This is a genomic window from Pseudoxanthomonas sp. J35, from assembly GCF_000513995.1.
Lineage (GTDB): Bacteria > Pseudomonadota > Gammaproteobacteria > Xanthomonadales > Xanthomonadaceae > Pseudoxanthomonas.
This window is the reverse complement of record NZ_KI911335.1, coordinates 64,849-88,939: the sequence shown is the minus strand read 5'-3', so window position 1 is coordinate 88,939 and position 24,091 is coordinate 64,849. Positions and strand designations below refer to the sequence as shown.

23 protein-coding genes and 1 pseudogene are annotated in these 24,091 nt (G+C 71.7%); 14 read left to right on the top strand and 10 right to left on the bottom strand.

Annotation, left to right across the window (positions count from 1 at the left end):
- Nucleotides 1–49 precede the first annotated feature (49 nt).
- The 5 genes and pseudogenes from PSEJ35_RS0114185 to PSEJ35_RS0114165 all read left to right on the top strand — a co-directional run bounded on the left by PSEJ35_RS0114185 (nt 50) and on the right by PSEJ35_RS0114165 (nt 4,722).
- Complete coding sequence (locus PSEJ35_RS0114185; protein ID WP_028918351.1) at nt 50–931, top strand: LysR substrate-binding domain-containing protein; 882 nt, start codon at nt 50–52, stop codon at nt 929–931.
- Between the two features lie 30 nt (nt 932–961).
- Nucleotides 962–2,671 (top strand): annotated as a pseudogene (gene aceK / locus PSEJ35_RS16395) (bifunctional isocitrate dehydrogenase kinase/phosphatase).
- 185 nt (nt 2,672–2,856) lie between these two features.
- Complete coding sequence (locus PSEJ35_RS0114175; RefSeq protein WP_028918350.1) at nt 2,857–3,720, top strand: class I SAM-dependent methyltransferase; 864 nt, start codon at nt 2,857–2,859, stop codon at nt 3,718–3,720.
- A gap of 89 nt (nt 3,721–3,809) precedes the next feature.
- The gene (locus tag PSEJ35_RS0114170) at nt 3,810–4,109 is read left to right on the top strand and encodes a putative quinol monooxygenase (protein WP_028918349.1); all 300 of its coding nucleotides are present in this window, start codon (nt 3,810–3,812) and stop codon (nt 4,107–4,109) included.
- Between the two features lie 40 nt (nt 4,110–4,149).
- A complete protein-coding gene (locus PSEJ35_RS0114165; RefSeq protein ID WP_028918348.1) occupies nt 4,150–4,722 on the top strand; it encodes a pseudouridine synthase in 573 nt (190 codons plus the stop codon).
- 15 nt (nt 4,723–4,737) lie between these two features.
- Here PSEJ35_RS0114165 and PSEJ35_RS0114160 read toward each other — a convergent pair whose 3' ends face one another.
- The gene (locus PSEJ35_RS0114160; RefSeq protein WP_028918347.1) at nt 4,738–5,127 is read right to left on the bottom strand and encodes a hypothetical protein; all 390 of its coding nucleotides are present in this window, start codon (nt 5,125–5,127) and stop codon (nt 4,738–4,740) included.
- A 236-nt stretch (nt 5,128–5,363) separates the two neighbouring features.
- The gene (gene hrpB / locus PSEJ35_RS0114155) at nt 5,364–7,859 is read right to left on the bottom strand and encodes an ATP-dependent helicase HrpB (RefSeq protein ID WP_028918346.1); all 2,496 of its coding nucleotides are present in this window, start codon (nt 7,857–7,859) and stop codon (nt 5,364–5,366) included.
- 90 nt (nt 7,860–7,949) lie between these two features.
- Here hrpB and PSEJ35_RS0114150 point away from each other — a divergent pair, with 90 nt between their 5' ends.
- Nucleotides 7,950–8,753 (top strand): TatD family hydrolase, encoded by an 804-nt coding sequence (locus PSEJ35_RS0114150; RefSeq protein WP_028918345.1) that lies wholly within the window; start codon nt 7,950–7,952, stop codon nt 8,751–8,753.
- 80 nt (nt 8,754–8,833) lie between these two features.
- Here the strand turns inward: PSEJ35_RS0114150 and panE are convergent, their stop codons facing one another.
- Genes panE through PSEJ35_RS0114135 form a run of 3 tightly spaced genes read right to left on the bottom strand, consistent with a single transcriptional unit; the run spans nt 8,834 to nt 11,551 of the window.
- Entirely contained in the window at nt 8,834–9,781 is a 948-nt protein-coding gene (panE, locus tag PSEJ35_RS0114145) for a 2-dehydropantoate 2-reductase (RefSeq protein ID WP_028918344.1), read from the bottom strand.
- A 10-nt stretch (nt 9,782–9,791) separates the two neighbouring features.
- Complete coding sequence (locus tag PSEJ35_RS0114140; RefSeq protein WP_232207678.1) at nt 9,792–10,604, bottom strand: ABC transporter permease; 813 nt, start codon at nt 10,602–10,604, stop codon at nt 9,792–9,794.
- Nucleotides 10,601–11,551 (bottom strand): ABC transporter ATP-binding protein, encoded by a 951-nt coding sequence (locus PSEJ35_RS0114135; protein ID WP_028918342.1) that lies wholly within the window; start codon nt 11,549–11,551, stop codon nt 10,601–10,603. Before PSEJ35_RS0114135 ends, PSEJ35_RS0114140 begins: the two co-directional genes overlap by 4 nt.
- Before the next feature lie 45 nt (nt 11,552–11,596).
- On the opposite strand from PSEJ35_RS0114135, the gene PSEJ35_RS0114130 reads away from it, so the two are divergent.
- The 7 genes from PSEJ35_RS0114130 (at nt 11,597) to PSEJ35_RS0114100 (ending at nt 17,383) form a co-directional block, all read left to right on the top strand.
- Nucleotides 11,597–12,415 (top strand): ferredoxin--NADP reductase, encoded by an 819-nt coding sequence (locus PSEJ35_RS0114130; RefSeq protein WP_051412707.1) that lies wholly within the window; start codon nt 11,597–11,599, stop codon nt 12,413–12,415.
- A 479-nt stretch (nt 12,416–12,894) separates the two neighbouring features.
- Complete coding sequence (locus PSEJ35_RS17360) at nt 12,895–13,062, top strand: hypothetical protein (RefSeq protein WP_156924826.1); 168 nt, start codon at nt 12,895–12,897, stop codon at nt 13,060–13,062.
- Nucleotides 13,059–13,643 (top strand): hypothetical protein, encoded by a 585-nt coding sequence (locus PSEJ35_RS0114120; protein WP_028918340.1) that lies wholly within the window; start codon nt 13,059–13,061, stop codon nt 13,641–13,643. The genes PSEJ35_RS17360 and PSEJ35_RS0114120 overlap by 4 nt, the downstream gene beginning before the upstream one ends.
- A gap of 10 nt (nt 13,644–13,653) precedes the next feature.
- Nucleotides 13,654–13,848, top strand: coding sequence for a helix-turn-helix transcriptional regulator (locus PSEJ35_RS0114115; protein ID WP_028918339.1), 195 nt, complete (start codon nt 13,654–13,656; stop codon nt 13,846–13,848).
- Nucleotides 13,849–13,906: 58 nt separating this feature from the next.
- Complete coding sequence (locus PSEJ35_RS0114110; RefSeq protein WP_051412702.1) at nt 13,907–15,427, top strand: alpha/beta hydrolase; 1,521 nt, start codon at nt 13,907–13,909, stop codon at nt 15,425–15,427.
- Nucleotides 15,428–15,458: 31 nt separating this feature from the next.
- Nucleotides 15,459–16,205 carry an ATP-binding cassette domain-containing protein gene (locus tag PSEJ35_RS0114105; RefSeq protein WP_028918337.1) on the top strand — a complete coding sequence of 249 codons (747 nt, stop codon included), beginning with the start codon at nt 15,459–15,461 and terminating at the stop codon, nt 16,203–16,205.
- A complete protein-coding gene (locus PSEJ35_RS0114100) occupies nt 16,202–17,383 on the top strand; it encodes an ABC transporter permease subunit (RefSeq protein WP_028918336.1) in 1,182 nt (393 codons plus the stop codon). The genes PSEJ35_RS0114105 and PSEJ35_RS0114100 overlap by 4 nt, the downstream gene beginning before the upstream one ends.
- 71 nt (nt 17,384–17,454) lie before the next feature.
- Here PSEJ35_RS0114100 and PSEJ35_RS0114095 read toward each other — a convergent pair whose 3' ends face one another.
- The 5 genes from PSEJ35_RS0114095 to rpmH form a co-directional block, all read right to left on the bottom strand.
- Nucleotides 17,455–18,444 carry an energy transducer TonB gene (locus tag PSEJ35_RS0114095; RefSeq protein ID WP_028918335.1) on the bottom strand — a complete coding sequence of 330 codons (990 nt, stop codon included), beginning with the start codon at nt 18,442–18,444 and terminating at the stop codon, nt 17,455–17,457.
- A 180-nt stretch (nt 18,445–18,624) separates the two neighbouring features.
- On the bottom strand, nt 18,625–19,962 hold the full coding sequence (mnmE, locus tag PSEJ35_RS0114090; protein ID WP_028918334.1) for a tRNA uridine-5-carboxymethylaminomethyl(34) synthesis GTPase MnmE: 1,338 nt from the start codon (nt 19,960–19,962) through the stop codon (nt 18,625–18,627).
- Nucleotides 19,963–20,071: 109 nt separating this feature from the next.
- The gene (gene yidC / locus PSEJ35_RS0114085; RefSeq protein ID WP_028918333.1) at nt 20,072–21,769 is read right to left on the bottom strand and encodes a membrane protein insertase YidC; all 1,698 of its coding nucleotides are present in this window, start codon (nt 21,767–21,769) and stop codon (nt 20,072–20,074) included.
- Between the two features lie 13 nt (nt 21,770–21,782).
- Nucleotides 21,783–22,235 carry a ribonuclease P protein component gene (gene rnpA / locus PSEJ35_RS0114080; protein WP_028918332.1) on the bottom strand — a complete coding sequence of 151 codons (453 nt, stop codon included), beginning with the start codon at nt 22,233–22,235 and terminating at the stop codon, nt 21,783–21,785.
- A gap of 74 nt (nt 22,236–22,309) precedes the next feature.
- Nucleotides 22,310–22,450 carry a 50S ribosomal protein L34 gene (rpmH, locus tag PSEJ35_RS0114075; protein ID WP_024868391.1) on the bottom strand — a complete coding sequence of 47 codons (141 nt, stop codon included), beginning with the start codon at nt 22,448–22,450 and terminating at the stop codon, nt 22,310–22,312.
- Between the two features lie 241 nt (nt 22,451–22,691).
- On the opposite strand from rpmH, the gene dnaA reads away from it, so the two are divergent.
- Nucleotides 22,692–24,029: a chromosomal replication initiator protein DnaA gene (dnaA, locus tag PSEJ35_RS0114070; RefSeq protein WP_028918331.1), complete on the top strand. Its 1,338-nt coding sequence runs from the start codon at nt 22,692–22,694 to the stop codon at nt 24,027–24,029.
- The last annotated feature ends 62 nt before the right edge of the window (nt 24,030–24,091 follow it).

The following is a 24,091-nucleotide window of genomic DNA, read 5'->3' as shown; positions in this document are numbered from 1 at the left end:
GCCGGCAAAAAGCGCAAATCCTGCAAGCCAGGCTTGAGGATGATTCAAGATGGGACGACTCCCGCTGGACCAGGTCGAGGCCTTCGTCACCGCCGCGCGGATGGGCAACCTGACCCGTGCGGCCGAGGCCATGCACCTGACCGTCAGCGCGCTGAGCCACCGCATGCGCCAGCTCGAGGAGCGGCTGGGCCGGCGCCTGCTGGCGCGCGGCCCGCGCGGGGTGGAGCTGACCGTGGAAGGGCGCCGGCTGTACGACGCGGTGTCCGCGCCGCTGGACGCGATCGGCCTGGCCCTGCGCCGCGCCACCCCGCGCAACGACCGCAGCATCACCTTGAGCCTGATCCCGTCGATGGCCACCGCCTGGCTGGTGCCGCGGCTGCCGGCGTTCCTCGCCGCGCACCCGGACCTGGGCCTGAGCCTGCAGTCGAGCACCCACGTGGTGGATTTCGAGCGCGAGCCGGTGGACCTGGCCCTGCGCCTGGGCGATGGCCGCTGGCCGGGCGTGCACGCCGAGCTGCTGTTCAACGAGTGGATCGCGCCGGTGGCCAGCCCGGCGCTGCTGCAGAAGCACCGCGACGTGCCGGCGGCGCAGCGCCTGGCGAAACTGCCGCTGCTAGGCGACCCGGCCGACCGCTGGAAGGAATGGTTCGCCCACGCCGGCGGCCGGCCGCCGGCGCAGCACGTGGCCCACTTCGACGATACCGAGACATTGCACCAGGCCGCGGCCGAAGGCGTGGGCGTGGCGCTGGCGCGCCTGACCCTGGCCGAACCGCTGCTGCGCGCCGGACGCCTGGTCCTGCTCGGCCGCCGGCGCCTGCCGGCCGGGTTCGGCCATTACCTGGTCTATCCGGAGCGCAGCCTGTCGCATCCGGCCTTCGCCACGGTGCGCGCCTGGATCATGGAACAGGCCGCCGCCACCGCCACGCGCTGAACGCGCCCGCCAGCCCCTACCATCGCCCGCATGCTCCGAGCCGACGCCATCGCCCAGCAGATCCACGACGCCTTCGACGACTACCACGCGCGGTTCGCCGAGATCAGCCGGCGCGCGCGGCGCCGCTTCGAGCAGCGCGACTGGACCGGCGCCCGAGCCGACGCCGCCGAGCGCCTGGACCTGTACGACGCCTGCGTCGGCGACTGCGGACGACGCCTGGCCGCGACCCTCGGCACGCACGCGCACGACCGCGCGCTGTGGGCGCAGGTGCGTGACCACTACGCCGCGTCCATCGAGGACGCGATCGACACCGAGCTGTACAAGACGTTCTACAACACCCTGACCCGGCGCTTCTTCGGCACCCGCGGCGTCGATCCGGCGGTGGAATTCGTGGCGCTGGACATCGAGCCCACCGACGCGATCACCCGGCCGGTGGCGCGGCACAGCTACGCGGTCTCCGAGCGGCGGCCGACCGACACCTTCATCCGGGTGCTGGGCAACTACCGCTTCGACGTGCCGTACGCGCACCTGACCCGCTGCGCGGCGGCGATCGCGATCCGCCTGCAGGACGACCTGGCGCACTGGGGCGAGCACCCGGTGCGCGGCATCGAGCTGCTGGACACGGTGTTCTACCGCGAGCGCCGCGCCTACCTGGTTGGCCGCGTGTTCGGCGAGCACCGCTTCTCGCCATGCGTGATCGCCCTGGTCAACGGCGAGGACGGGATCCGCGCCGAGGCCGTGCTGACCCGCCGCGCCGACGTGGCCCAGCTGTTCGGCGTATCGCGCAGCTACTTCCAGGCCGACCTGCCGACGGTCGGCGACGCGGTGGTGTTCCTGCGCAGCCTGCTGCCGCAGAAACCCGTCGACGAGATCTACACCGTGCTCGGCCGCGCCAAGCAGGGCAAGACCGAGCGCTACCGCAGCTTCTTCCGCTATTTCCACGCGCATCCGGCCGAGCGGCTGATGCGCGCCGAGGGCACGCCCGGTATGGTCATGGCGGTGTTCACCCTGCCCGGGCAGCCGCTGGTGTTCAAGGTGATCCGCGACCATTTCGCCTGGCCGAAGAACACCACTCGCGAGGAAGTGCAGGCGCAGTACGAACGCGTGTTCCGCCTGGACCGGGTCGGCCGCCTGCTCGACGCGCAGCCGTTCCGCCACCTGCGCTTCCCGCGCGCGCGCTTCGATCCGGCGCTGCTGCAGGAACTGCGCCAGACCTGCGCCGCCAGCCTCGACGAGGACGGCGAGGACATCGTCCTGCGGCTGTGCTACGTGCAGCGCCGGCTGCGCCCGCTGGACCTGTACCTGCGCGAGCAGACCGCCGAGGGCGCGCGCCAGGCGGCGCTGGACTACGGCCAGGCGATCATCGACCTGGCCCGCAACGACATCTTCCCCGGCGACATGCTGCTGAAGAACTTCGGCGTGTCGCGCCACCGCCGCGTGGTGTTCTACGACTACGACGAGATCCGCGCGGTCAGCGAATGCAACTTCCGCGACTGGCCCAAGGCGTCCAGCTACGAGGAACAGGTGGCGGCCGAGCCCTGGTTCCACGTCGAGCCGGAGGACGTGTTCCCCGAGCGCTTCGGCATGTTCATGGGCCTGCCGGCGCCGCTCCTGGCGGCGCTGAAGACCGTGCACGGGTCGATCTTCGATCCGCACTAGTGGCGCACCCTGCAGTCCGCGCTGCGCCGCGGCGAATGGCCCGACACGCCGCCGTACCCCGACGCTTTGCGATTGGCTTGAAGAGCCGTGATTGGGGATTGGTGATCGGGGAGAGCAACAGCCCGTCAGGTCGCTGTCCCGCCCATGTGCTCCGACGGCTCCGCTTTCACGAATCACGAATCACCAATCCCGAATCACGGCCTCAAAGAATCCCCAATCCCGGCCTTAGTGCTAGTCTCGCCGCACCGATCTACTGGAGCCTGCCCATGATCCGCACGCCGCTTTCCCGCGCCTGCCTGCTGGCGGTGTCCCTTGCCTTCGCCGCGCCGCTGGCGCAGGCGACCAAGCCGGCCGACAGCGCCACCCTGCCGGCGCCCGACGCGGCCCTGCAGGCGGCGATCGACGGCAGCTGGCGCGACCCGGCCAACACCGCGCGCGACCCGTACCGCCATCCCGGCCAGACCCTGGCGTTCTTCGGCATCCGCCCGGACATGCGCGTGGTCGAGATTACCCCCGGCGGCGGCTGGTACAGCGAGATCCTGGCGCCGTACCTGCGCGATCGCGGCCAGTACGTCGCCGCGATCGTCGATCCGGGCGTGTTCGAGGTCGAACGTCAGCGCGATTACTACCAGCGCAGCAAGGACGGCCTGGCGAAGAAGTTCGCCGATGCGCCGGAACAGTTCGGCAAGGCCGAGGTCGTGGCCTACGACCCGAAGGCGCCGGTGTTCGGCCCGGCCGGTTCGGCCGACATGGTCCTGACCTTCCGCAACGTGCACAACTGGCGCAGCGCCGGCCAGGCCGAGGGCATGTTCAAGGGCTTCTACGAGGTGCTCAAGCCCGGCGGCGTGCTGGGCGTGGTCGAGCACCGTGCCAAGGGCGACGTGCCGGCCGACGACAGGAGCGGCTACGTCGGCCAGGACCAGGTAATCGCGCTGGCGAAGGCCGCCGGCTTCGAACTGGCCGGCAGCAGCGAGGTCAACGCCAACCCGCGCGACAGCAAGGACCACCCGAACGGCGTGTGGACGCTGCCGCCGTCCAACAACCACGACGAGGCCGACCGCGCGAAGTACCAGGCCATCGGCGAGAGCGACCGCATGACCCTGCGCTTCGTGAAGCCGCCCCGGGAATGAAATGAAGAGCGAGAGCGCCGGCGCCGCGGCCGCGCTTCCGTGACGCGCCAGCGCTCTCCCCCTCTCCGCTCCCCCATCGGAGCCCCCCCATGCACGGACTCATCGGGCGCCTGCGCGCCACCCCCGGCAACCGCGATGAACTGGCCGCGATCCTGCTCGACGGCATCCGCGCCATGCCCGGTTGCCTCAGTTACGTCGTCTCCGAGGACCCGGACGACGAGGACGCGCTGTGGATCACCGAAGTCTGGGACAACGCCGCCAGCCATGAAGCCTCGCTGCAGCTGCCCGCGGTGCGCGAAGCGATCAGCCGTGCGCGGCCGCTGATCGCCGGCTTCGACTCGCACGTGCTGACGCGGCCGTTGGGCGGCCACGGCCTGGCGCAGGACTGAGCGCGATGCCGCACCGTTCCACCCCGCAGTCGCCGCCGGGATGCTGATCGCGTTCAACAAGCCCTACGGGGTGCTGTGCCAGTTCACCGACCGCAGCGTGCCGCCGCGGCCGACCCTGGCCGGCTTCGGCCTGCCGGCGGGCGTGTATGCGGCCGGGCGCCTGGACCACGACAGCGAAGGGCTGCTGCTGCTGACCGACGACGGCGCGCTCGCGCACCGCCTGACCGATCCGCGGCACAAGCTGCCGAAGACCTACTGGGTGCAGGTGGAAGGCGATCCACGGCCGGAACAGCTGCAGGCCCTGCGCGAGGGCGTGGTGCTCAACGACGGGCCGACCCGGCCGGCGAAGGTACGGCGGCTCGATCCGGCGCCCCGACTGTGGCCGCGCGATCCGCCGGTGCGCTACCGCAAGACCGTGCCCGACGCCTGGCTGGAACTGGTCATCAGCGAAGGCCGCAACCGCCAGGTGCGGCGCATGACCGCCGCCGTCGGCCTGCCGACGCTGCGGCTGGTGCGCGTGGCGATCGGCCGGCACCGGCTGGCCACGGGGCAGGGGCCGGACGCGGGCTGGCTGCCGCCCGGCAGCTGGCACCGGGTGGACGGCGCGGCGTAACCGCCGCGCCTGGGCTCAGGTGCTGGCGGTGTCGTTCGCGCCCGAAGCGCGGCGCGCGCGCGGACGGGCGCGCGGGGCACCGTTGCCTTCGCGGCTGACGCGCCGCGACTGGCCGTCGATCGGCGCCTGCCGCTCCTCCTGGCGACGCTTGCGGTACATCACGTAGGCCAGCACGCCGGCGCCGACCACCGCAGCGGCGGCGGCCACCGCGACCGGGTGCCGGCGCACGGTGCCGCGGGCGACGTTGAAGCCGGCCTTGGCCGCGCCCAGCGCGGCTCCAGTGCGGATCCACTGCTCGGCACCGACGCCGGCGTCGCGCAGGCTGGCACCGGCATTGCGCAGTCCGGCGCCGGCCTGCTCGGCCAGCTCCATCGCGCGGTCGGTGATGATGGTCATCTTGCTCATGGCGCAATCCGTGGCGGGAAAGGGGGACGCCGCCAGTATCGGCGACGGGCCGTGCATGGAACGTCAGTGGCGCCGCCGAGGCCGCGCGCCGGAGCGTCCATGCCGTGCCATCACGCTACACCGTCGTCGGCGACAGCGCATCCGCGCCGCGCGGGCATGCAACTGCAGTTCAGCCGCGCCAGGACGCCTCCCCCGGAGTCCCGCCCGCCGCGCCGTCGCCACAGGCGACGGGACCGTCACGTGCCCCGCGGCTTTGCGCGGTGCGTGGCCGTGGCGGTCCAGGGGTCGTCCGGCCACGGATGCTTCGGATACCGCCCCTTCATCTCCTTCTTCACCTCCGGGTAGGTCCGGTCCCAGAAACCGCGCAGGTCCTGGGTGACCTGCAGCGGGCGGCCGCCGGGGGAGAGCAGGTGCAAGGTCAGCGGCACGCGGCCATCGGCGATGCGCGGGGTATCGGCCAGGCCGAACAGCTCCTGCAGCTTCACCGCCAGCACCGGCGGCTGCGCCTGGCCTTCATGGTCCAGGGCGTATTCGATGTGCCGCTCCATGCCCGAGGGCACGGTGATCCGCACCGGGGCGAGGCGGTCCAGCTGCTGGCGCTGGCTCCACTCCAGCGGCGACTTCAGCGCCTCGCCCAGTTCCTCTTCCGACAGCGCGTCCAGGCGGGTCTTGCCGGCGAAGGCGGGCGTCAGCCAGTCGTCCAGCGTCGCCAGCAGGGCGGCGTCGCCGAGGTCGGGCAGGCCGAGCTCCGGCATCCACTGGCGCAGCGATACCGCGCGCGCCTGCCACTGGCGCAGGCCTTCGGTCCATGGCAGCGCGTCCAGGCCCAGCTCGCGCACCGCGGCGGTCAGCGCCTGCGCGGCCTGCGCCGGGTCGACGCGGCCGGCGGGGCGGCTGTCGAGCACGATGCGGTCGAAGCGCGATTCGCGCCGGGCCAGCAGGGCGCGGCGCCCGGCGTCCCAGACCGCGCCTTCCTCCTCGACGAAGCGGGCGGGGAAATCGGCGCGCAGGCGCGCCTCGTCCACCGGCGCGGCGCGCAGCAGCAGGGCGTCGCCGCGCGCCTCGAAGCGCAGTTCGCTGGCGACCAGCCAGGGCTCGCCACGCAGCGCGCTGTCCTCGAACAACCGCGCCATGCGGCCGTTGGCCAGCTGGTAGCGCAGCGGGTCGGACGGATGCCGGGCGGCGATGCGGTCGGGAAAGGCGTGGGCGAGCAGGTCGCCCAGTTCGTGCGCCTCGATGTCGGCCGGCGGCGCGGATTCGCAGCGCAGGCGGCGGCGCCACTGCTTCGCCGCCGCGTCGAGCGCGGCCAGTGCAGAACGGCTGGCATCGGCCGGCATGCGCCCGCCGCGGAACGCGGCCAGCGCGCGCCAGCGTTCGGCCGCCGCGTCGCTGCGGCTGCGCAGCGGGTCGCGCGCTTCCAGCAGCGCGGCCAGGTCGGCGGCCAGCGCCTGCTCGCGCGGGCTGCGCGCGGCCAGCAGCATCGCCGCCAGCCGCGGATGCGTGCCCAAGGCCAGCATGCGCCGGCCCAGGGCGGTGATCGCGTTGCCGTCCAGCGCGCCCAGGCGCTGCAGCAGCTCGCGTGCGGCGGCCAGCGCGCCCGGCGGCGGCGGGTCGACGAAGCGCAGTTCGTCGCTGCCCCAGGCGGCCAGTTCCAGCGCCAGCCCGGCCAGTTCGACCTGGGCCATCTCCGGGCGGCGCTGCGCCTCCAGACGCTGGGACTCCGGCCACAGCCGCCAGGCCCAGCCCTCGGCCACGCGGCCGGCGCGGCCGGCGCGCTGGTCGGCCGAGGCCTGCGAGATGGCCACCGCGTCCAGCCGCGAGAAGCCGCTGTTGGGATCGAAGCGCGGTTCGCGCGCCAGGCCGGAGTCGATCACCACGCGCACGCCGGGCAGGGTCACCGAGGATTCGGCGACGTTGGTCGCCAGCACCACCCGGCGGCGCCCGTCGGGCGCCGGCTGCAGCACCTTCGACTGCTGCTCCACCGGCAGTTCGCCGTGCAGGGCCAGCACTTCGACGTCGCCGGGCAGGGCCGCCGCGTCCAGCGCCGCGCCCACCCGCGCGATCTCGCGCTGCCCGGGCAGGAACACCAGCACGTCGCCCGGGTGCTTCGCCAGCGCCTGCTCCACCGCGCGCCGCGCCTGCGCCTCCAGCGACTCCTCGCGCCGCGCCGGGAAGTGGCTGATCTCCACCGGGAAGGAACGGCCCTCGCTGGACAGGCGCGGGGCGTCGAGGAAACGCGCCAGGCGCTCGCCATCCAGGGTGGCCGACATGACCACCACGCGCAGGTCCTCGCGCAGTTGCGCCTGCACGTCCAGGGCCAGGGCCAGGCCGAGGTCGGCGGACAGGTGGCGCTCGTGGAACTCGTCGAACAGCAGGGCGCCGACCCCTTCCAGCAGCGGATCGTCCTGGATCATCCGGGCCAGGATGCCCTCGGTGACCACCTCGATCCGGGTCTGCGCCGACACCCGGTTCTCGAAGCGGATCCGGTAGCCGACGGTCTGCCCCACCTCCTCGCCCAGCTGCCGGGCCATGAACATGGCGGCGCTGCGCGCGGCCACCCGGCGCGGTTCCAGCATCACGATGCGCTGGCCCTGCAGCCACGGCACATCGAGCAGGGCCAGTGGCACCTGGGTGGTCTTGCCGGCGCCGGGAGGAGCCTCGAGCACCAGGCGCGGGTGCGCGGCGAGGCTGTCCCGGATCGCGGGCAGCAGCGGGCTGATGGGGAACTGCATGGGCCGGCGATGATAGTCGCCCGCGGGCCCGGCGCGGGAACCGCGGTCCGACGCCCGGGTAAAATGCGCGTTTTCGCGAGCGGACGTTCCATGCAACTGGTCGATATCGGCGCCAACCTCACCCACGAAAGCTTCGGCCACGACCTGGACGCGGTCCTGCAGCGCGCGCGCGAGGCCGGGGTGGGGCAGATGGTGGTCACCGGCGCCAGCCGCGAGCACAACCCGCAGGCGCTGGAACTGGCCCGCCGTCATCCGGGCATGCTGTACGCCACCGCCGGCGTGCATCCGCACCACGCCACCGAGTACACCGAAGAATGCGACGCCGAGCTGCGCGCGCTGCACGCGCATGCCGAAGTGGTGGCGGTGGGCGAGTGCGGGCTGGACTACTTCCGCGACTTCTCGCCGCGCCCGGCGCAGCGCCGCGCGTTCGAACGCCAGCTGCAGCTCGCCGCCGACCTGGCGGCGGCCGGCAATCCCAAGCCGCTGTTCCTGCACCAGCGCGATGCGCACGCGGACTTCATGGCGATCATGAAGCAGTTCGACGGCCGCCATGGCCCGGCGGTGGTGCACTGCTTCACCGGCACCCGCGAGGAGCTGTTCGACTACCTGGACCAGGACTGGCACATCGGCATCACCGGCTGGCTGTGCGACGAACGCCGCGGCCAGCACCTGCGCGAGATCGTCAGGAACATCCCCGCCAACCGGCTGATGGTGGAGACCGACGCGCCCTACCTGCTGCCGCGCACGCTCAGGCCGATGCCCAAGGACCGGCGCAACGAGCCGGCCTTCCTGCCGCACATCGTCGAGGAACTGGCGCGCGACCGCGGCGAGGCCGTGGAGGCCGTCGCGGCGGCGAGCACCGCGACGGCACGGGCCTTCTTCCGCCTACCCTGACGGCCGGGCCGCTCAGCGGCGCAGTTCCGGCTTCAGCGTGAGGTAGTTGACCGTCCAGTGCAGCGGCCGCCGCGGGGGCGTCAGGCCGGGCGGTTGGCGGCCCGGCCGGCCTGGTAGACCTGCAGGTGCACCCAGGCGGCCTGCAGCAGCGGAGTGGCCAGGCCGGCGGCGCGGGCGCGGTGCAGCATGTCGCCGACGATGTGCGCCGCTTCCACGGGCTGCCCGGCTTCCAGGTCGCGAAGCATCGAGGCCTTCACGTCCGAACCTTCCTGCACCAGGCTGGCGCGGGCGATGCCGCGCGCCTTCTCCGGTACCGGCTGGCCTTCGGCCGCGGCCACCACCAGGCATTCCTCGTGCAGCGCGGCCATGAACTCCGCGCCGCCTCCGGTGGCGACGATGGCGCCCACGCTGGCGCGCATCAGGCAGGTGCCGGCGGCCAGCGTGGCGAGGAAGCTGAACTTGATCCACTGTTCCTGGGCGATGTCCGGCGTGGCGCGATGGTCGATGCCGGCCTGCGCGCACGCCGCGGCGAAGCCGTCGACGCGGGCGCTGCTGCCGCCGTCGCGTTCGCCGAAGGTGATCGAGGCCGGCCGGCCCAGGTGCAGGATCGATCCATCCGCGCCGAGGGTGGCGCTGATGAAGCACAGCCCGCCGAGCACGCGTTGGCGGCCGAAGCGCGCGTCCAGCGCCTGGTAGTGGAGCAGCCCGTTGAGGATCGGCAGCAGGGTGGTGGCTGGGCCCATCGCCGGGGCCACGGCCTCGATCGCGCTGTCCAGGTCGTAGGCCTTGCAGGCCAGCAGCACCAGGTCGAACGGCCTGGCCGCCGCCAGCGCGGGCAGTTCGTCGGCGGTGGTGCAGGCCACCGCCAGGTCGGCGTCGCCCAGCGGGCTGCGGATGCGCAGGCCGTGCTCGCGCAGCAGCGCCGCGCGCGCCGGCCGCACCAGGAAGGTCACGTCCGCGCCGGACCGGGCCAGGCGCCCGCCGAAGTAGCCACCGGTACCGCCGGCGCCGAGCACGAGGATGCGCATCGCCGCCGCCTCAGCTGCGCAGGCCCACGCCGCGGCGCAGCAGCCACAGCGACAGGATGGCGAGGGCGGCGGTGAAGCCGAGCATCAGCGCGTAGGCCACCCACAGCGGCACGTCGGAGGTGCCGAGCAGGCCGTAGCGGAACGCGTTGACCATGTAGAAGATCGGGTTGGCGTGGGTTGCCGCCTGCGCCCAGCCCGGCAGCAGGGTCACCGAATAGAACACGCCGCCCAGGTAGGTCAGCGGAGTGAGGATGAAGGTCGGCACGATCGCCACGTCGTCGAACTTCTTCGCGTACACGGCGTTGACGAAGCCGGCCAGGGAGAAGATCGTCGCGCCCAGCAGCACGGTGCTCAGCGTCACGAACGGATGCGGCACGCGCACCGGGGTGAAGCACATGGCGATGCCCAGCACGATCACGCCGACCATCAGCCCGCGCAGCACCGCGCCGGCGACGTAGCCCCACAGGATCACCCAGTTCGGCATCGGGCTGACCAGCAGCTCCTCGACGTGGCGGCCGAACTTGGCGCCGAAGAACGAGGAGGAGATGTTGCCGTAGCTGTTCTGGATCACGCTCATCATCACCAGGCCGGGGACGATGAACTGCATGTAGTTGTAGCCACCCATTTCGCCGATCCGCGAGCCGATCAGGCCGCCGAAGATCAGGAAGTACAGGGTCATGGTGATCGCCGGCGGCACCAGGGTCTGGCCCCAGATGCGCAGGATCCGCCGCACCTCGCGGCGGACGATCGTGGCCAGCGCGATCCAGTTGCGCGCGGTGTCGCTGCGCGCTGAGGCCACGGCGGGGTTGGCGGTGTCCTTCACGCGGCCTCCTGCTGCTTGCCGGTCAGGCGCACGAACAGCTCTTCCAGGCGGTTGCTCTTGGTGCGCATGGAGCGGACGCGGATGCCGGCGGCGTCGAGCGCGGCGAACACGCGGTTGAGGTCCATCGCCCGCGGCATGTCCAGGTCCAGGGTGTGGTCGTCCAGCGCGACCAGGGTGGTGCCCTCGATCGCCGGCAGCCGTTCCGGCAGGGTCCCGTCGATGTCGAACAGGAAGCCTTCCACGTCGAGCTTGGCCAGCAGCGTGCGCATCGGGCCCTGCTCGACGATCGTGCCGCGGTCGATGATGGCGAGGTTGCGGCACAGGTTCTCCGCTTCCTCCAGGTAGTGGGTGGTCAGGATGATGGTGGTGCCGGCGGCGTTGATCTCGCGCAGCACGCGCCACATGTCGCGGCGGATCTCGATGTCCACGCCGGCGGTGGGTTCGTCCAGGATCAGCAGCCTGGGCCGGGTCATCATCGCCCGGGCGATCATCAGCCGGCGCTTCATGCCGCCGGACAGGGTGCGGCTCATCACCCTGGCCTTGTCCCACAGGTGGGCGCGGCGCAGCTCGACCTCGGCCAGCGCCTCGGCCTCCTTGCGCGGCACGCCGTAGAAGCCGGCGTAGTTGACCAGGATGTCGAACGGCTGTTCGAACAGGTTGAAGTTGATCTCCTGGGGGACCAGGCCGATCAGGCGCATGGCGTCGCTGCGGCGGGCGACCAGGTCGGTGCCGAACACCTCCACCGAGCCGGAGCTCAGGTTCACCAGCGAGCTGACGATGCCGATCAGGGTGGACTTGCCGGCGCCATTGGGGCCGAGCAGGGCGAAGAAGTCGCCGGGCATCACGTCCAGGGACACGCCCTTGAGCGCTTCGACGCCGTTGTCGTAGGTCTTGCGCAAGTCGCGCACGCGCAGCGCGGGGACCGCTGCCTCGTGGGTGGGGTTCATCGGGGGGCCTTCGCGCCGGGTCGGCGCCTGCTCTGGGCAACGGCTATTATAGGAGCGTCTCGGGCCTGGACCCGGCTACACACTGTTGCGAAATCCACCATCGTGCCCGTCCAGTTCCCGCTCCGCCTCGTCGAACGCCGCATGCTGGCGCCCACCATCGGCCACTACGTGCTGGCGCGCGACGATGGCAAGCCGCTGGACTTCGTTCCGGGGCAATTCATCCAGATCCACTTCGACTACGCCGACGGCACGCCGGCGCGGCGCAGCTATTCGCTGGCGACGATCCACGACCATGCGATCGGTCCGGGCGAGGCGGTGGAGATCGCGGTCAGCCACGTGCCGGGAGGCGCGGCCACGGCGCTGTTCGAGGGGCTGGCGGTGGGCGACCGGGTCAACGCCAGTGGTCCGTACGGGCGTTTCTGCCTGATGCCGGGCGACCGCAACCGCCGCTACCTGCTGATCGCCACCGGTACGGGCGTGACGCCGTACCGTTCGATGCTGCCGGTGCTGGCGCAGCAGATCCGTGAGCGCGGGATCGAGGTGGTGCTGCTGTCCGGCGCGCGGACGCCGGGCGAGCTGCTCTACGCGGACGATTTCCGTGCCTTCGCCGAGGCGCATCCGGGCTTCCGTTACGTGCCGTGCCTGTCGCGCGAGCTGCCGGCGGCCGGTTCGGCACTGGACCATCCGGACGTGCGCCATGGCTACGTGCAGCAGCAGCTGGCGGAGTTCGCGCCGGATCCGGCCGGGGACATCGCCTACCTGTGCGGCAATCCGGACATGGTCGACGCGAGCTTCGAGGCGCTGAAGGGTTACGGGCTGCCGGTGGCGCAGATCCGCCGCGAGAAGTACGTCAGCAACAAGTAGGACGCCGGCGATCACGGTCTCCGCGCGCGTTGCTCCGCAGCGGACATTCTCTGCGTCCTGCTGTTCGAAAGCATTGGCGTGGCGAGCTTCGGACGGAGCCGCGGCAGCGCGGGGGGGGCGCCGGGAATGAACTGGGGCGCTGGCGACGTCTGACGCGTCGCCACGCGTCAATTGACTCACCGCATCCTGTGCGCCTCGTGCTGTTCGAAGCGCTGGGGTGGCGAGCTTCGGACGGAGCCGCGGCAGCGCGGGGGGCGCCGGGAATGAACGAGGGGCGCTGGCGACGTCTGGCGCGTCGCCACGCGTCTGCGGACTCACCGCATCCCGTGTGCTCTGCCGTTGAATGGGGTGGCGGGCTTCGGACGGAGCCGCGGCAGCGCGGGGGAAAGGGGCTTGGGCCGCCCCTTGTAAAGGACGATTGACACACGCCCACCCTCGTCCCTATCGTCTGTCAAGCACGCTTGACAGGGAGTAGGGCGATGGACAGCTTCTGCAGCAAGGATTCCGCTGATGGCTTCCTCGGCACGGGCCTGGCCGTGCTGGGCGCCTGGCTGGCCGGGATACGGGTGCCGGGCATGCTCGTCGCCGGCCTGCTGTTTACCGGGCTGGGGCTGGTCGCGTGTCTCCGCGCGGGAGGCGGGCGATGAACGCCTCCCATCCCGGCGTCCTGCTCGGCGGGGCGGTGGCCTGCGGCGTGCTTGGATTCGGCCTGCCGCGCCTGCTGCCGGGCCAGGTCCCGGCGCTGGTCGTGGGGCTGCTGTTCGGCACCGGCCTGGGCCTGGGGTTCGCCGCGCTGCTGCGCTGGCGCCTGCCCGATTCCTGCGACGTGGCCCCGGCCGGCCTGCGCCGGCGCTATACGCGTGAGCTGCTGCTGGCGATGGGCGCGTACGTGGCGGTGCTTCTGCTGTCGGTCACCGTGCTCAAGCGGGTGGACATGGATCCGGCCCTGCGCGCGGTGGTGGCGCTGCTGCCGGTGCCGCCGATCGCCTTCGCCCTGCGCGCGATCGTGCGCTACATCCGCGACGTGGACGAGCTGCAGCAGCGCATCGAGCTGGAAGCGGTGAGCATCGCCACCGCCTTCGTCTGCCTGCTGTACATGTCTGGCGGTTTCCTGCAGGCGGCGAAGGTCATCGACGTGCCGGCGAGCGCGGCGATGATCTGGGTGTTCCCGCTGGTCTGCTTCGCCTACGGCCTGGCCAAGGTCGCGGTCTCAAGGCGTTACCAGTGAGCGCTGGCCGATGAACAACCGCTTGCGCGAGCTGCGCGAGGCGCGGGCCTGGTCGCAGGGCGAGCTGGCCGAACGGCTGCAGGTGTCGCGGCAGACGATCAACGCGCTGGAGACGGGCAAGTACGACCCCAGCCTGCCGCTGGCGTTCCGCATCGCGAAGCTGTTCGCGCTGCGCATCGAGGACGTGTTCCTGCCGGAAGACTGAGCAGGCGCGCCCGTTGCTCCACTTCCTTCCAACTTCCATCCACCGGAGAACCCGTTCGATGACCCCCGGTAATCCACGCAAGCAGGTGTTCCGTCTCGGCGCCCTGGCGCTGGCGGTCGCGCTGCTGGGCGGCTGCGACGACGCCGAACAGGCCAGGCAAGCCAGCGCCACCCGCCATTACGGCGACATCGCCTTCGAGCCATGCACGCTGGCCAGCGGCCAGGGCATGGACAACGTGCAGGCGCATTGCGCCAGCTTCGAGGTGCCCGAGGACCGCAGCAATCCCGGAGGGCGCAGGATCCGGCTCAACCTCGCCTGGCTGCCGGCCACCAACGAGGGCGCGGCGACGGACGATCCGGTGTTCTTCCTCGCCGGCGGCCCGGGCCAGTCGGCGGTGCAGGTGTGGCCGATGATCGACGGCGCGTTCGCCCAGGTACGCCGCCAGCGGCACGTCCTGCTGGTCGACCAGCGCGGCACCGGCGGTTCCAACCTGCTGGCCTGCGAGCCGACGGAAGAGGAGCAGGAGCAGGCCGGTCCGGCGGATGCGGAAGCCATCGCCGCGTTCGCGCGACGCTGCGCCGCGGAGGTGGCCGAACGCGCCGACACGCGCTTCTACACCACCACCGACGCCATCGCCGACCTCGATGCGGTGCGCGCGGCCATCGGCGCGGAGAAGATCAACCTGGTCGGCGGTTCCTACGGCACGCGCGTGGCGCAGCAGTATGCCAGGCGCTATCCGCAGCACGTGCGCAGCATCGTCCTCGACGGCGTAGCGCCGAACGACCTGGTCGTCGGCGGCGAGTTCGCGCGGACCTTCGAGGATGCGCTGGCGCTGCAGTCAGAGCGCTGCCGGCAGCTGCCCGCCTGCGCGCAGCGCTTCCCGCAGGACGCGCGGGCGCAGCTGGCCGGCCTGGTCGAGCGGCTGCGCGCCAACCCGGCGGCGGTCGAGTACCGCGACCCGACCACCGGCGAGATCCGCACCGGCACGGTCAACGCCCAGACCGTGACCAGCCTGGCCTTCATGTTCTCGTACATGCCGCAGACCGCGGCGCTGCTGCCGCTGGTGCTGGACGAAGCCAGCCACGGCCGCTACGCGCCGCTGATGTCGCTGTATGAACTGATGGGCCGCAGCATGGGCGGGGCGATGGCGCGCGGCATGCAGTGGTCGGTGATCTGCGCCGAGGACGCGGACCGCCACCGCGACGACAGCGCCGAAGGCACGCTGCTCGGCCCGGACGTGGCGCGGATGTTCTTCGCCGCCTGCCCGCACTGGCCGCATGGCGGCCGTCCGGACGACTTCACCGCGCCGCTGGCTTCGGACCTGCCCGTGCTGCTGCTGTCCGGCGAACTGGATCCGGTGACGCCGCCGCGGTTCGGCGAGCGCGTGCTGGAGCACCTGCCCAACGGCCGCCACCTCGTCCTGCGCGGCCAGGGCCACGGCACCTTCGGCCAGGGCTGCATGCCGCGCCTGCTGGGCCGGTTCATGGAATCGGCCGATGCCAAGGCGCTGGACGCCAGCTGCCTGGACTCGATGACCTACGTGCCGCCCTTCACCAGCTTCAACGGATGGGAACCCTGATGAACCGACGCATCCACGCGGGAGACGCGCCATGATCCGCGCCCACGACCTGCACAAGAGCTTCAAGACCCGCACCGGCACGGTGAAGGCCGTGTCCGGCGTCGGCTTCGAGGCGCACGACGGCCAGATCACCGGCCTGCTCGGCCCCAACGGCGCCGGCAAGACCACCACGCTGCGCATGCTCTACACGCTGATGAAGCCCGACCAGGGCCGCATCGAGGTGGACGGCATCGATCCGGCGAAGGACCCGATGGCCGTGCGCCGCGCCCTGGGCGTGCTGCCCGACGCTCGCGGCGTGTACAAGCGCCTGACCGCGCGCGAGAACATCGCCTACTTCGCGCGCCTGCACGAGCTGCCGGCGCAGCGCACCGCCGAGCGCATCGAGCAGCTGTCGGCGGCGCTGGACATGGGCGACATCCTCGACCGCCAGACCGAGGGCTTCTCCCAGGGCCAGCGCACCAAGACCGCGATCGCCCGCGCCCTGGTCCACGATCCGCGCAACGTGATCCTGGACGAGCCGACCAACGGCCTGGACGTGATGACCACCCGCGCGATGCGCGAATTCCTGCGCAGGCTGCGCGACGAAGGACGCTGCGTGATCTTCTCCAGCCACATCATGCAGGAGGTCGCCGCGCTGTGCGATCGCATCGTGATCGTGGCCAAGGGCCAGGTGGTCGCCGCCGGCACCGCCGACCAGCTGCGCGAACAGACCGGCGAGGACAACCTGGAAGACGCCTTCGTCAAGGTGATCGGTTCGGAGGAGGGCCTGCACGCATGAGCATCCTGGCAACGACGTGGACGGTGATGCTCAAGGAGCTGCGCGACATCAGCCGCGACCGCCGCACCCTGGCGCTGACCCTGCTGCTGAGCCCGCTGCTGTTCCCGGCGATCATCCTGGGCCTGGGCACGCTCGGCGAGAAGCGCACACGCACCCAGATCCAGCAGGTCCTTGAGGTGCCGACCATCGGCATCGAACGGGCACCCAACCTGGTGGCGTTCCTCGGCACCCAGGACATCCGTGCGATCGAACCGCCCGCCGACCTGGAGCACGCCCTGCGCACGCAGCAGCACGACGTGGGCCTGCGCATTTCCGAAGGCTTCGCCGAGGACTGGCGCGCCGGCCGCCCGGCGCTGGTGGAGGTGATGCTGGACTCGACCCAGCCCGACGCCGAGATCCCCGGGCAGCGGCTGCGCGGGGCGCTGGCCGCCTACGGCGGCCAGGTCGGCTCGCTGCGCCTGATGGTGCGCGGCATCGACGCCTCGGTGGCGCGGCCGGTAAGCGTGGGCACGCTGGACGTGTCCACGCCGGAGGCCAAGCGCGGGCGCCTGCTGGCGACGATCCTGCCGTACTTCCTGATCATCACCGCCTTCCTCGGCGGAGCGGCCCTGGTGCTGGACGTCACCGCCGGCGAACGCGAACGGCAGTCGCTGGAACCGCTGCTGGCCACGCCGGCCTCCCGGGGCGCCATCGTCAGCGGCAAGATCGCCGCGGCGATCGCGCTGGGCCTGGTCACGCTGCTGCTGGCGCTACTGGCGCTGAAGCTCAGCGCGCAGATGTCCACCGGCGTGGCGCGCTCGCTGGACGTGTCGCTGCTGTCGATCGGCAAGATGCTGTTCGTGCTGCTGCCGATGCTGCTGGTCGGCACCTCGCTGCTGACCTTCCTCGCTGCGGCGGCCAAGAGCCTGAAGGAAGCGCAGAGCCACATGACCTGGCTGATGCTGCTGCCGATGATCCCGACGCTGATGCTGATGGTGAACCCGGTGAAGACCCAGCTGTGGCAGTTCGCGGTGCCGTTCCTGGCGCAGAACCAACTGCTGCTGAAGGTGATCCGCAGCGAGCCGATCACCGCGCAGGTGTGGGCCGTCTACCTCGGCAGCAGCCTGGGCCTGGCCCTGCTGCTATGGCTGGCGGCGGTGATGCGCTACCGCCAGGAGAAGCTGGCCATCTCCACCTGATCGCTGCTGACCCTGCGGCGAAAAGAAAGGCCCGGCAATGCCGGGCCTTTCCATGCGGCACGTGGAACCGGTCAGCCGCCCGGGCTGAAGGCCACGGTGCGACGGGTGGTGACCGGCGCGTCGACCGGCTCGAAGCGCCAGCGACGGACCGCGTTGAGCGCTTCGCGGTCGAAGGTGCGGGCCGGGTTGGCGCGCAGCACGCGCGCGTCGGTGACCGAACCGTCGCTGCCCACGGTGAACTCGACCAGCACCTCGCCGGACAGGCCCGCGCGCAGCGCATCGGGCGGATAACGCGGCGCCGGCATGCTGATCGGACGCAGGTTGCGCTGCGCCGGGGCCTGCTGCGCGACCTGCGCGGCCTGCTGATGCTGCTGCTGGGCCGCGGCCTGGCGGGCGGCGGCTTCGCGCTGCTCGGCCTCGCGGCGGGCGGCTTCCTGGCGCGCGGCCTCCTGCTGCTCGGCCAGGCGGCGGGCTGCCTCGGCCTCGGCAGCCTGCTGCGCCGCCTGCTGCGCGGCCAGCTGCTTCTGGCGGGCCTCGGCTTCGGCCTTGGCGCGGGCAGCCTCGGCCTCGCTGCGCTGGGCCACCGCCTGCTGCGCGTTGTTGATGGCCTGGCGCAGGCGCGGCAGCGCCGGGGCGGCGCTGTCGGCCTTCTCGATCAGCGCCGCCAGGCGCTGGGCTTCGTCGAACTGCTCGCGCGCCACCGCCTGCTCGGCGGCGATCACGGTGTACGGCATCAGGTCGGTCAGCGCGCTGGCCACCGCGGCATCGTCGGGCAGCTTGTCGCGCAGGGCCAGGTAGTACTCCATGGCGTTGTCGCCGGCCGGCGCGTACATCCGGTTCTCGCGCAGGGCCTGGCCGGCGGCTTCGCGCAGCTGGTCGGCGCCCATCGCCTGCACCTCGGCGGCGACGGCCGGGGCCGGGGCCGCGGCAGTGGAGGCGCGCGTGCCTTCCGCGGCGGTGGCCGGCGCGGATTCTTCCTGCTTGGAGCAGGCGCCCAGCGCAATGGCCAGCAACAGGCCCGCGCACAGCCGCGACTTCGGCGAAATCGTCATGGACAACATCAGTACTCCCCCGTGGAAAAGCTGTTGTACGGCATCTGGCACGATCCCCTTTCAGCTCGCGCCATCCCCAGCCGATTGTCAACCTCGCCGGCCCGCATCACAAGCGCGGCACGGCCCTGGCGGGAATGTCGCGGGCACGATCGCCGCGAAAAAGTGTGACACAGATCAACGATTGGCGAACTACTTGCCAATACAGAAGCTGGAGAAGATGTGGCCGAGCAGTTCGTCGGCGCTGACCTGGCCGGTGATGCGGCCGAGCGCGGCATGACCCAGGCGCAGCTCCTCGGCGGCCAGCTCGAGGTGGCCGGCATCCAGTTCGGCGAGCGCGGCGGCGGCGTGTTCCGAGGTCCGCTGCAGTTCGCCGACCTGGCGGGCCCGGGCGCTGAACTCGCCTTCGACCGCGTCCGGCGCGCCGCCGGCGGCCAGTTCGCGCAGCGCGGCGTGCAGGGCATCCAGCCCGGCGCCGGTCTTCGCCGACACGGCGATGCCGCCGGCGGGGGGCGGCGCGCCCGGATCGAGCAGGTCGGACTTGTTGAGGATCCACAGCTGCCTGGGCACGCCGGCGGCGGCGGCCTCCAGCGCGGCGCGGCCGGCCTGCGGGTCGCGCGCGTCCAGCACCAGCAGGGCCACGTCGGCACGCTGCACCTCGGCGTGGGCACGGCGCATGCCTTCGCGCTCGATCTCGTCGCCGCCCTCGCGCAGGCCGGCGGTGTCGGCCAGGACCAGTTCCAGGCCGTCGATGCGCACGGTCTCGCGCAGCACGTCGCGGGTGGTGCCGGCAACGTCGGCGACGATGGCGCGGGCGTCGCCGGCCAACGCATTGAGCAGCGAACTCTTGCCGGCGTTGGGCGGGCCCAGCAGCACCGCGTGCAGGCCGTCACGCAGGCGGCGGCCGCGCTCGGCCTCGGCCAGCAGGGTGCGCAGGTCGGTGCGCAGCTGTTCGATGCCGTTGCGGACCGCGGGGATGCCGAGCGTCTCGATCGGCTCGTCGACGAAATCGATCGCCGCCTCCACGTGCACGCGCAGGCGCAGCAGGATCTCGGCCAGCGCCTCGACGCGCTGCGAGAACACGCCGTCCAGCGAACGCCGCGCCGCGCGTGCGGCGCGCACGTCGGCGGCCGCGATGATGTCGGCGATGGCCTCGGCCTGGACCAGGTCGAGCTTGCCGTTGAGGAAGGCACGTTCGCTGAACTCGCCCGGCCGCGCCTGGCGCGCGCCCAGTTCGATGCAGCGCGCCACCAGCGCGCGCAGCAGCACCGGGCTGCCGTGCGCCTGCAGTTCGGCCACGTCCTCGCCGGTGAAACTGCGCGGCGCGGGGAAGGCCAGGACGATGCCGTCGTCGATCACCTCGCCGGCGGCGTCGCGGAACAGCGCGCGCAGCGCCTGCCGCGGCGGCGCCTCGCGGCCGCACAGCGCCCGCGCGATCTCCAGCGCGCGCGGCCCGGACAGGCGCACGATGCCGACGCCGCCGGCGCCCGGCGCGGTGGCGATCGCGGCGATGGTGTCGGGCGGGTTCATCGGTATCCGGCCTTCGGGGTGGTGGAGAGCCTAGCGGTTCGCGGCGTTGCCTGCCGCCACAAAGAAGGAACCCGCCTGGCGGCGGGTTCCTTGGTCGTGCGGTCCGGCCTTACTTCGCCGTGGAGGGCTTCGGGGCCGGCTCGCCGTGCTTCTTCATCATGTACCACTGCTGCAGCAGGCCCAGCGCGCCGTTGGTGACCCAGTACAGGACCAGGCCGGCCGGGAAGAAGGCCATCATCACGCCGAAGGCGACCGGCATGAACTGCATCATCTTCTGCTGCACCGGATCCATGCCCGGGGCCGGCTGCAGCTTCTGGGTGAACCACATCACCGCCACGTTGATCACCGGCAGGATGAAGTACGGGTCGCGCGCGGTCAGGTCCTGGATCCACAGGACCCACGGCGCGTGGCGCAGCTCGACCGACTCCACCAGCACCCAGTACAGCGCCAGGAACACCGGCATCTGCACCAAGATCGGCAGGCAGCCGCCCATGGGGTTGATCTTCTCCTTGCGGTACAGCTCCATCATCGCTTCCTGGAACTTCTGGCGGTCGTCGCCATAGCGTTCCTTCAGTTGCTGGATGCGCGGCTGGAACTTGCGCATCTTGGCGAAGCTCTTGTACTGCGCCGCGGACAGCGGATACATGATGGCCTTGACGATCACCACCAGGCCGATGATCGCCCAGCCCCAGTTGCCGAACAGGCCGTACAGGTGGCTGAGCACCCAGAACAGGCCCTCGCCCAGCAGGGCCAGGATCGAGAACTGGCTGTAGTCGACCGCGCGCTCCAGGCCCGGCACCTGCTGGGCGCGGATCTGCGAGACCAGCTTCGGGCCGACGTACAGGCGGGCCTGGCTGGTGACGGTGGCGCCCGGGGCGACCTCCACGACCTCGCCCAGCGCGCGCACCAGCGCGCCGGTGGCCGGCTGGTCCAGCGAGATCGTCGACGGCTGCTCGCCTTCGGGGATCCAGGCGCTGAAAAAGTGGTGCTGCAGCATCGCGATCCAGCCGCGCGCGGCCTTGGCGTTGACGTGGCCGTCCTCGAGGTAGTCCTCGTCGAACTTGCGGCGCTGGTAGTCGCCGTCGTACCAGGCCGCGCCGGTGAAGCTGAAGGACTCCGGCTTCGTGTAGCCGCGCTCGATCACCGGCGGCTTGCGGATCAGCTGGCGGTAGACCTGGCCCTGCCACGGCGCGCTGCCGCGGTTGATCACCTCGTCGCGCACTTCGATCGCGTAGGAACCGCGGGTCAGGGTGAAGGTGCGGCGGATGCTGACGCCGTCCGGCCCGTTCCAGATGAAGGGGACTTCGACCTGCTGCTGGCCGTCGGCCAGGACGAACTCGCGCTCGCTGCCTTCGGGCACGAAGCCGGACTGGTGGTTCGGCGCGGCGCCGCTGGCGCTGACCCAGCCGAGCTGGGCGGCATAGAACTTCGCCGGGTCGGTGTCGAACAGGCGTACCGGCGGGCTGCCGGCGTCGCGGGTCTGCGGGAACTGCAGCAGGTCGGCCTGCAGCACGGCGCCGCCGTCCAGGACCAGTTCCAGGGTATCGGTGCGCACGCTGACCCGGCTCGGGCCGGCCGGGGCCGCGGCCACGGCGCCGGCCGGCACTGAGGGCGCGGTGGCGGCCGGCACGGCGGCGTCGCCGGCGACCGGGGCCGGGACCGCGGCGGGCACGCCTGCGGCGGTGGTCGCGGTGGCGGCCGGGGTGGCGGGCGCGGCCGGTGCGGCCTGCTCCTTGCCCCACTCCATCCACAGCAGCATCGCCACCATCAGCCAGGCAAGGATCAGGAATACGCGGGTCTGGTTCATCGGGCAGGCAGGCTCAGCCGGAGTGGGGGTCCGGCCTGGAAGAGGAAGTCGGGGAAGAGGGCTGCAATCCGGCCGGAGTGGCCGCGGGCATTGTGCCGCCGGCAACCGGGTGGGGCAATGCGCCCAGCCGCCGCAGCAGTTTCACGTAGGCCTCGACCAGCTGGGCGTTGCTGGCGCGGGCCGCGGCCGGGCGCGCGACCACCACATAGTCGCCGCCGGCCATCTGCGGGCGCAGGTGGCGGGTGGCCTCGCGCAGCACGCGCTTGATCCGGTTGCGGCCGACCGCGCGCGGGTCGACCTTGCGCGACACGGCCAGGCCCAGCCGGGCCGGCTGCTCGCCGGGCACCCAGTGCAGGCCGAACAGGGCATCGCCGAGGCGGCGGCCCTGTTCGAACACCGCGGTGTATTCGGCGCGCAAACGAACCCGCGCGCTGCGAGGGAATCGCGCGCGCGGGCCGGAGTTCATCGTGAGCTGTGGATCGCGGCGGCCCCGGTCTGCGGAAGGCAGGCCTGCACGCGGCAGGCGGGGCCGGGAGGCGATCAGGCGCAGAGGCGCTTGCGGCCCTTGGCGCGGCGACGCGCGAGGACCTTGCGGCCGTCGGCGGTCTTCATGCGGGCACGGAAACCGTGGTCGCGCTTGCGCTTGAGGTTGCTGGGCTGGTAGGTGCGCTTGGTGGCCATGGTGGCACTCGGCTGAAGTCGGATCGAAAGAACCGGAAAGTCTAGGGGAGGCCCCGCCGCGGGTCAACCTTTGCGGCACTTGCTGGCGCGCGGGCTGTCAATGGGCCTGTGGATGCCCTGTGGATGATTCTTGGGAAAAGCCGGTCCGGGTGGTAGTCTGCCCAGTCCGATTCCCCGACCCTCCCGGTCCCCGGTGGCGCCCCTGGCGACCGGCGACCGCCCCATGAGCTTTGCCTTTCCGATGGATGCCTGGCCCCGCTGTCTGGAACGTCTGGAGGCCGAATTCCCGGCCGAAGACGTCCATACCTGGCTCAAACCCCTGCAGGCGGAGGAACGCGCGGACAGCGTCGTCCTCTACGCCCCCAACGCCTTTATCGTCGAGCAGGTGCGCGACCGCTACCTGCCGCGGATCCGCGAGCTGGCCCGGCACTTCGCCGGCCTGAACGTGGCCCTGGAGATCGGCTCGCGCCCGCGCGCGGCCGAACCGCCGAAGCCCGCCCCGGCCGCGCTGGCCACCGCCAGCGCCCGCCCGGCGCCGGCCCCGGCCGAGCCGTTCAACGGCAACCTGGACCCGCACTACACCTTCGAGAACTTCGTCGAAGGCCGTTCCAACCAGCTCGGCCGCGCCGCGGCCTGGCAGGCGGCGCAGAAGCCGGGCGACCGCGCCCACAACCCGCTGCTGCTGTACGGCGGCACCGGCCTGGGCAAGACCCACCTGATGTTCGCCGCCGGCAACGAGATGCGCCGCCTCAACCCCGGCGCGCGCGTGCTGTACCTGCGTTCGGAGCAGTTCTACAACGCCTTCTTCCGCTCGCTGCAGGAGAAGACCGCCGACCAGTTCAAGCGCCAGTTCCAGCAGATCGACGCGCTGCTGATCGACGACATCCAGTTCTTCGCCGGCAAGGACCGCACCCAGGAAGAGTTCTTCCACACCTTCAACGCGCTGTTCGACAGCCGCCAGCAGATCATCATGACCTGCGACCGCTACCCACGCGAGGTCGACGGCCTGGAGCCGCGGCTGAAGTCACGGCTGGCCTGGGGCCTGTCGGTGGCGATCGACCCGCCGGACTTCGAGACCCGCGCGGCGATCGTGCTGGCCAAGGCGCGCGAGCGCGGCGCCGAGATCCCGGACGAGGTCGCCTTCCTGCTGGCCAAGAAGATGCGCTCGAACGTGCGCGACCTGGAAGGTGCGCTCAACACGCTGGCCGCGCGCGCCAACTTCACCGGCCGCGCGATCAGCATCGAGTTCGCCCAGGAGACCCTGCGCGACCTGCTGCGCGCGCAGCAGCAGGCCATCGGCATCCCCAACATCCAGAAGACCGTGGCCGACTACTACGGGCTGCAGGTCAAGGACCTGCTGTCCAAGCGCCGCACCCGCTCGCTGGCGCGCCCGCGCCAGGTGGCCATGGCGCTGACCAAGGAACTGACCGAGCACTCGCTGCCGGAGATCGGCGACGCCTTCGCCGGCCGCGACCACACCACCGTGCTGCATGCCTGCCGGCAGATCCGCAGCCTGATGGAGACCGACGGCAAGCTGCGCGAGGACTGGGACAAGCTGATCCGCAAGCTGAGCGAGTAGGCGGAAGGGGGCGCCACGACGCGCTCCCGCAGGTGCGGTAGATTTGCGGCGGGATACGCGGT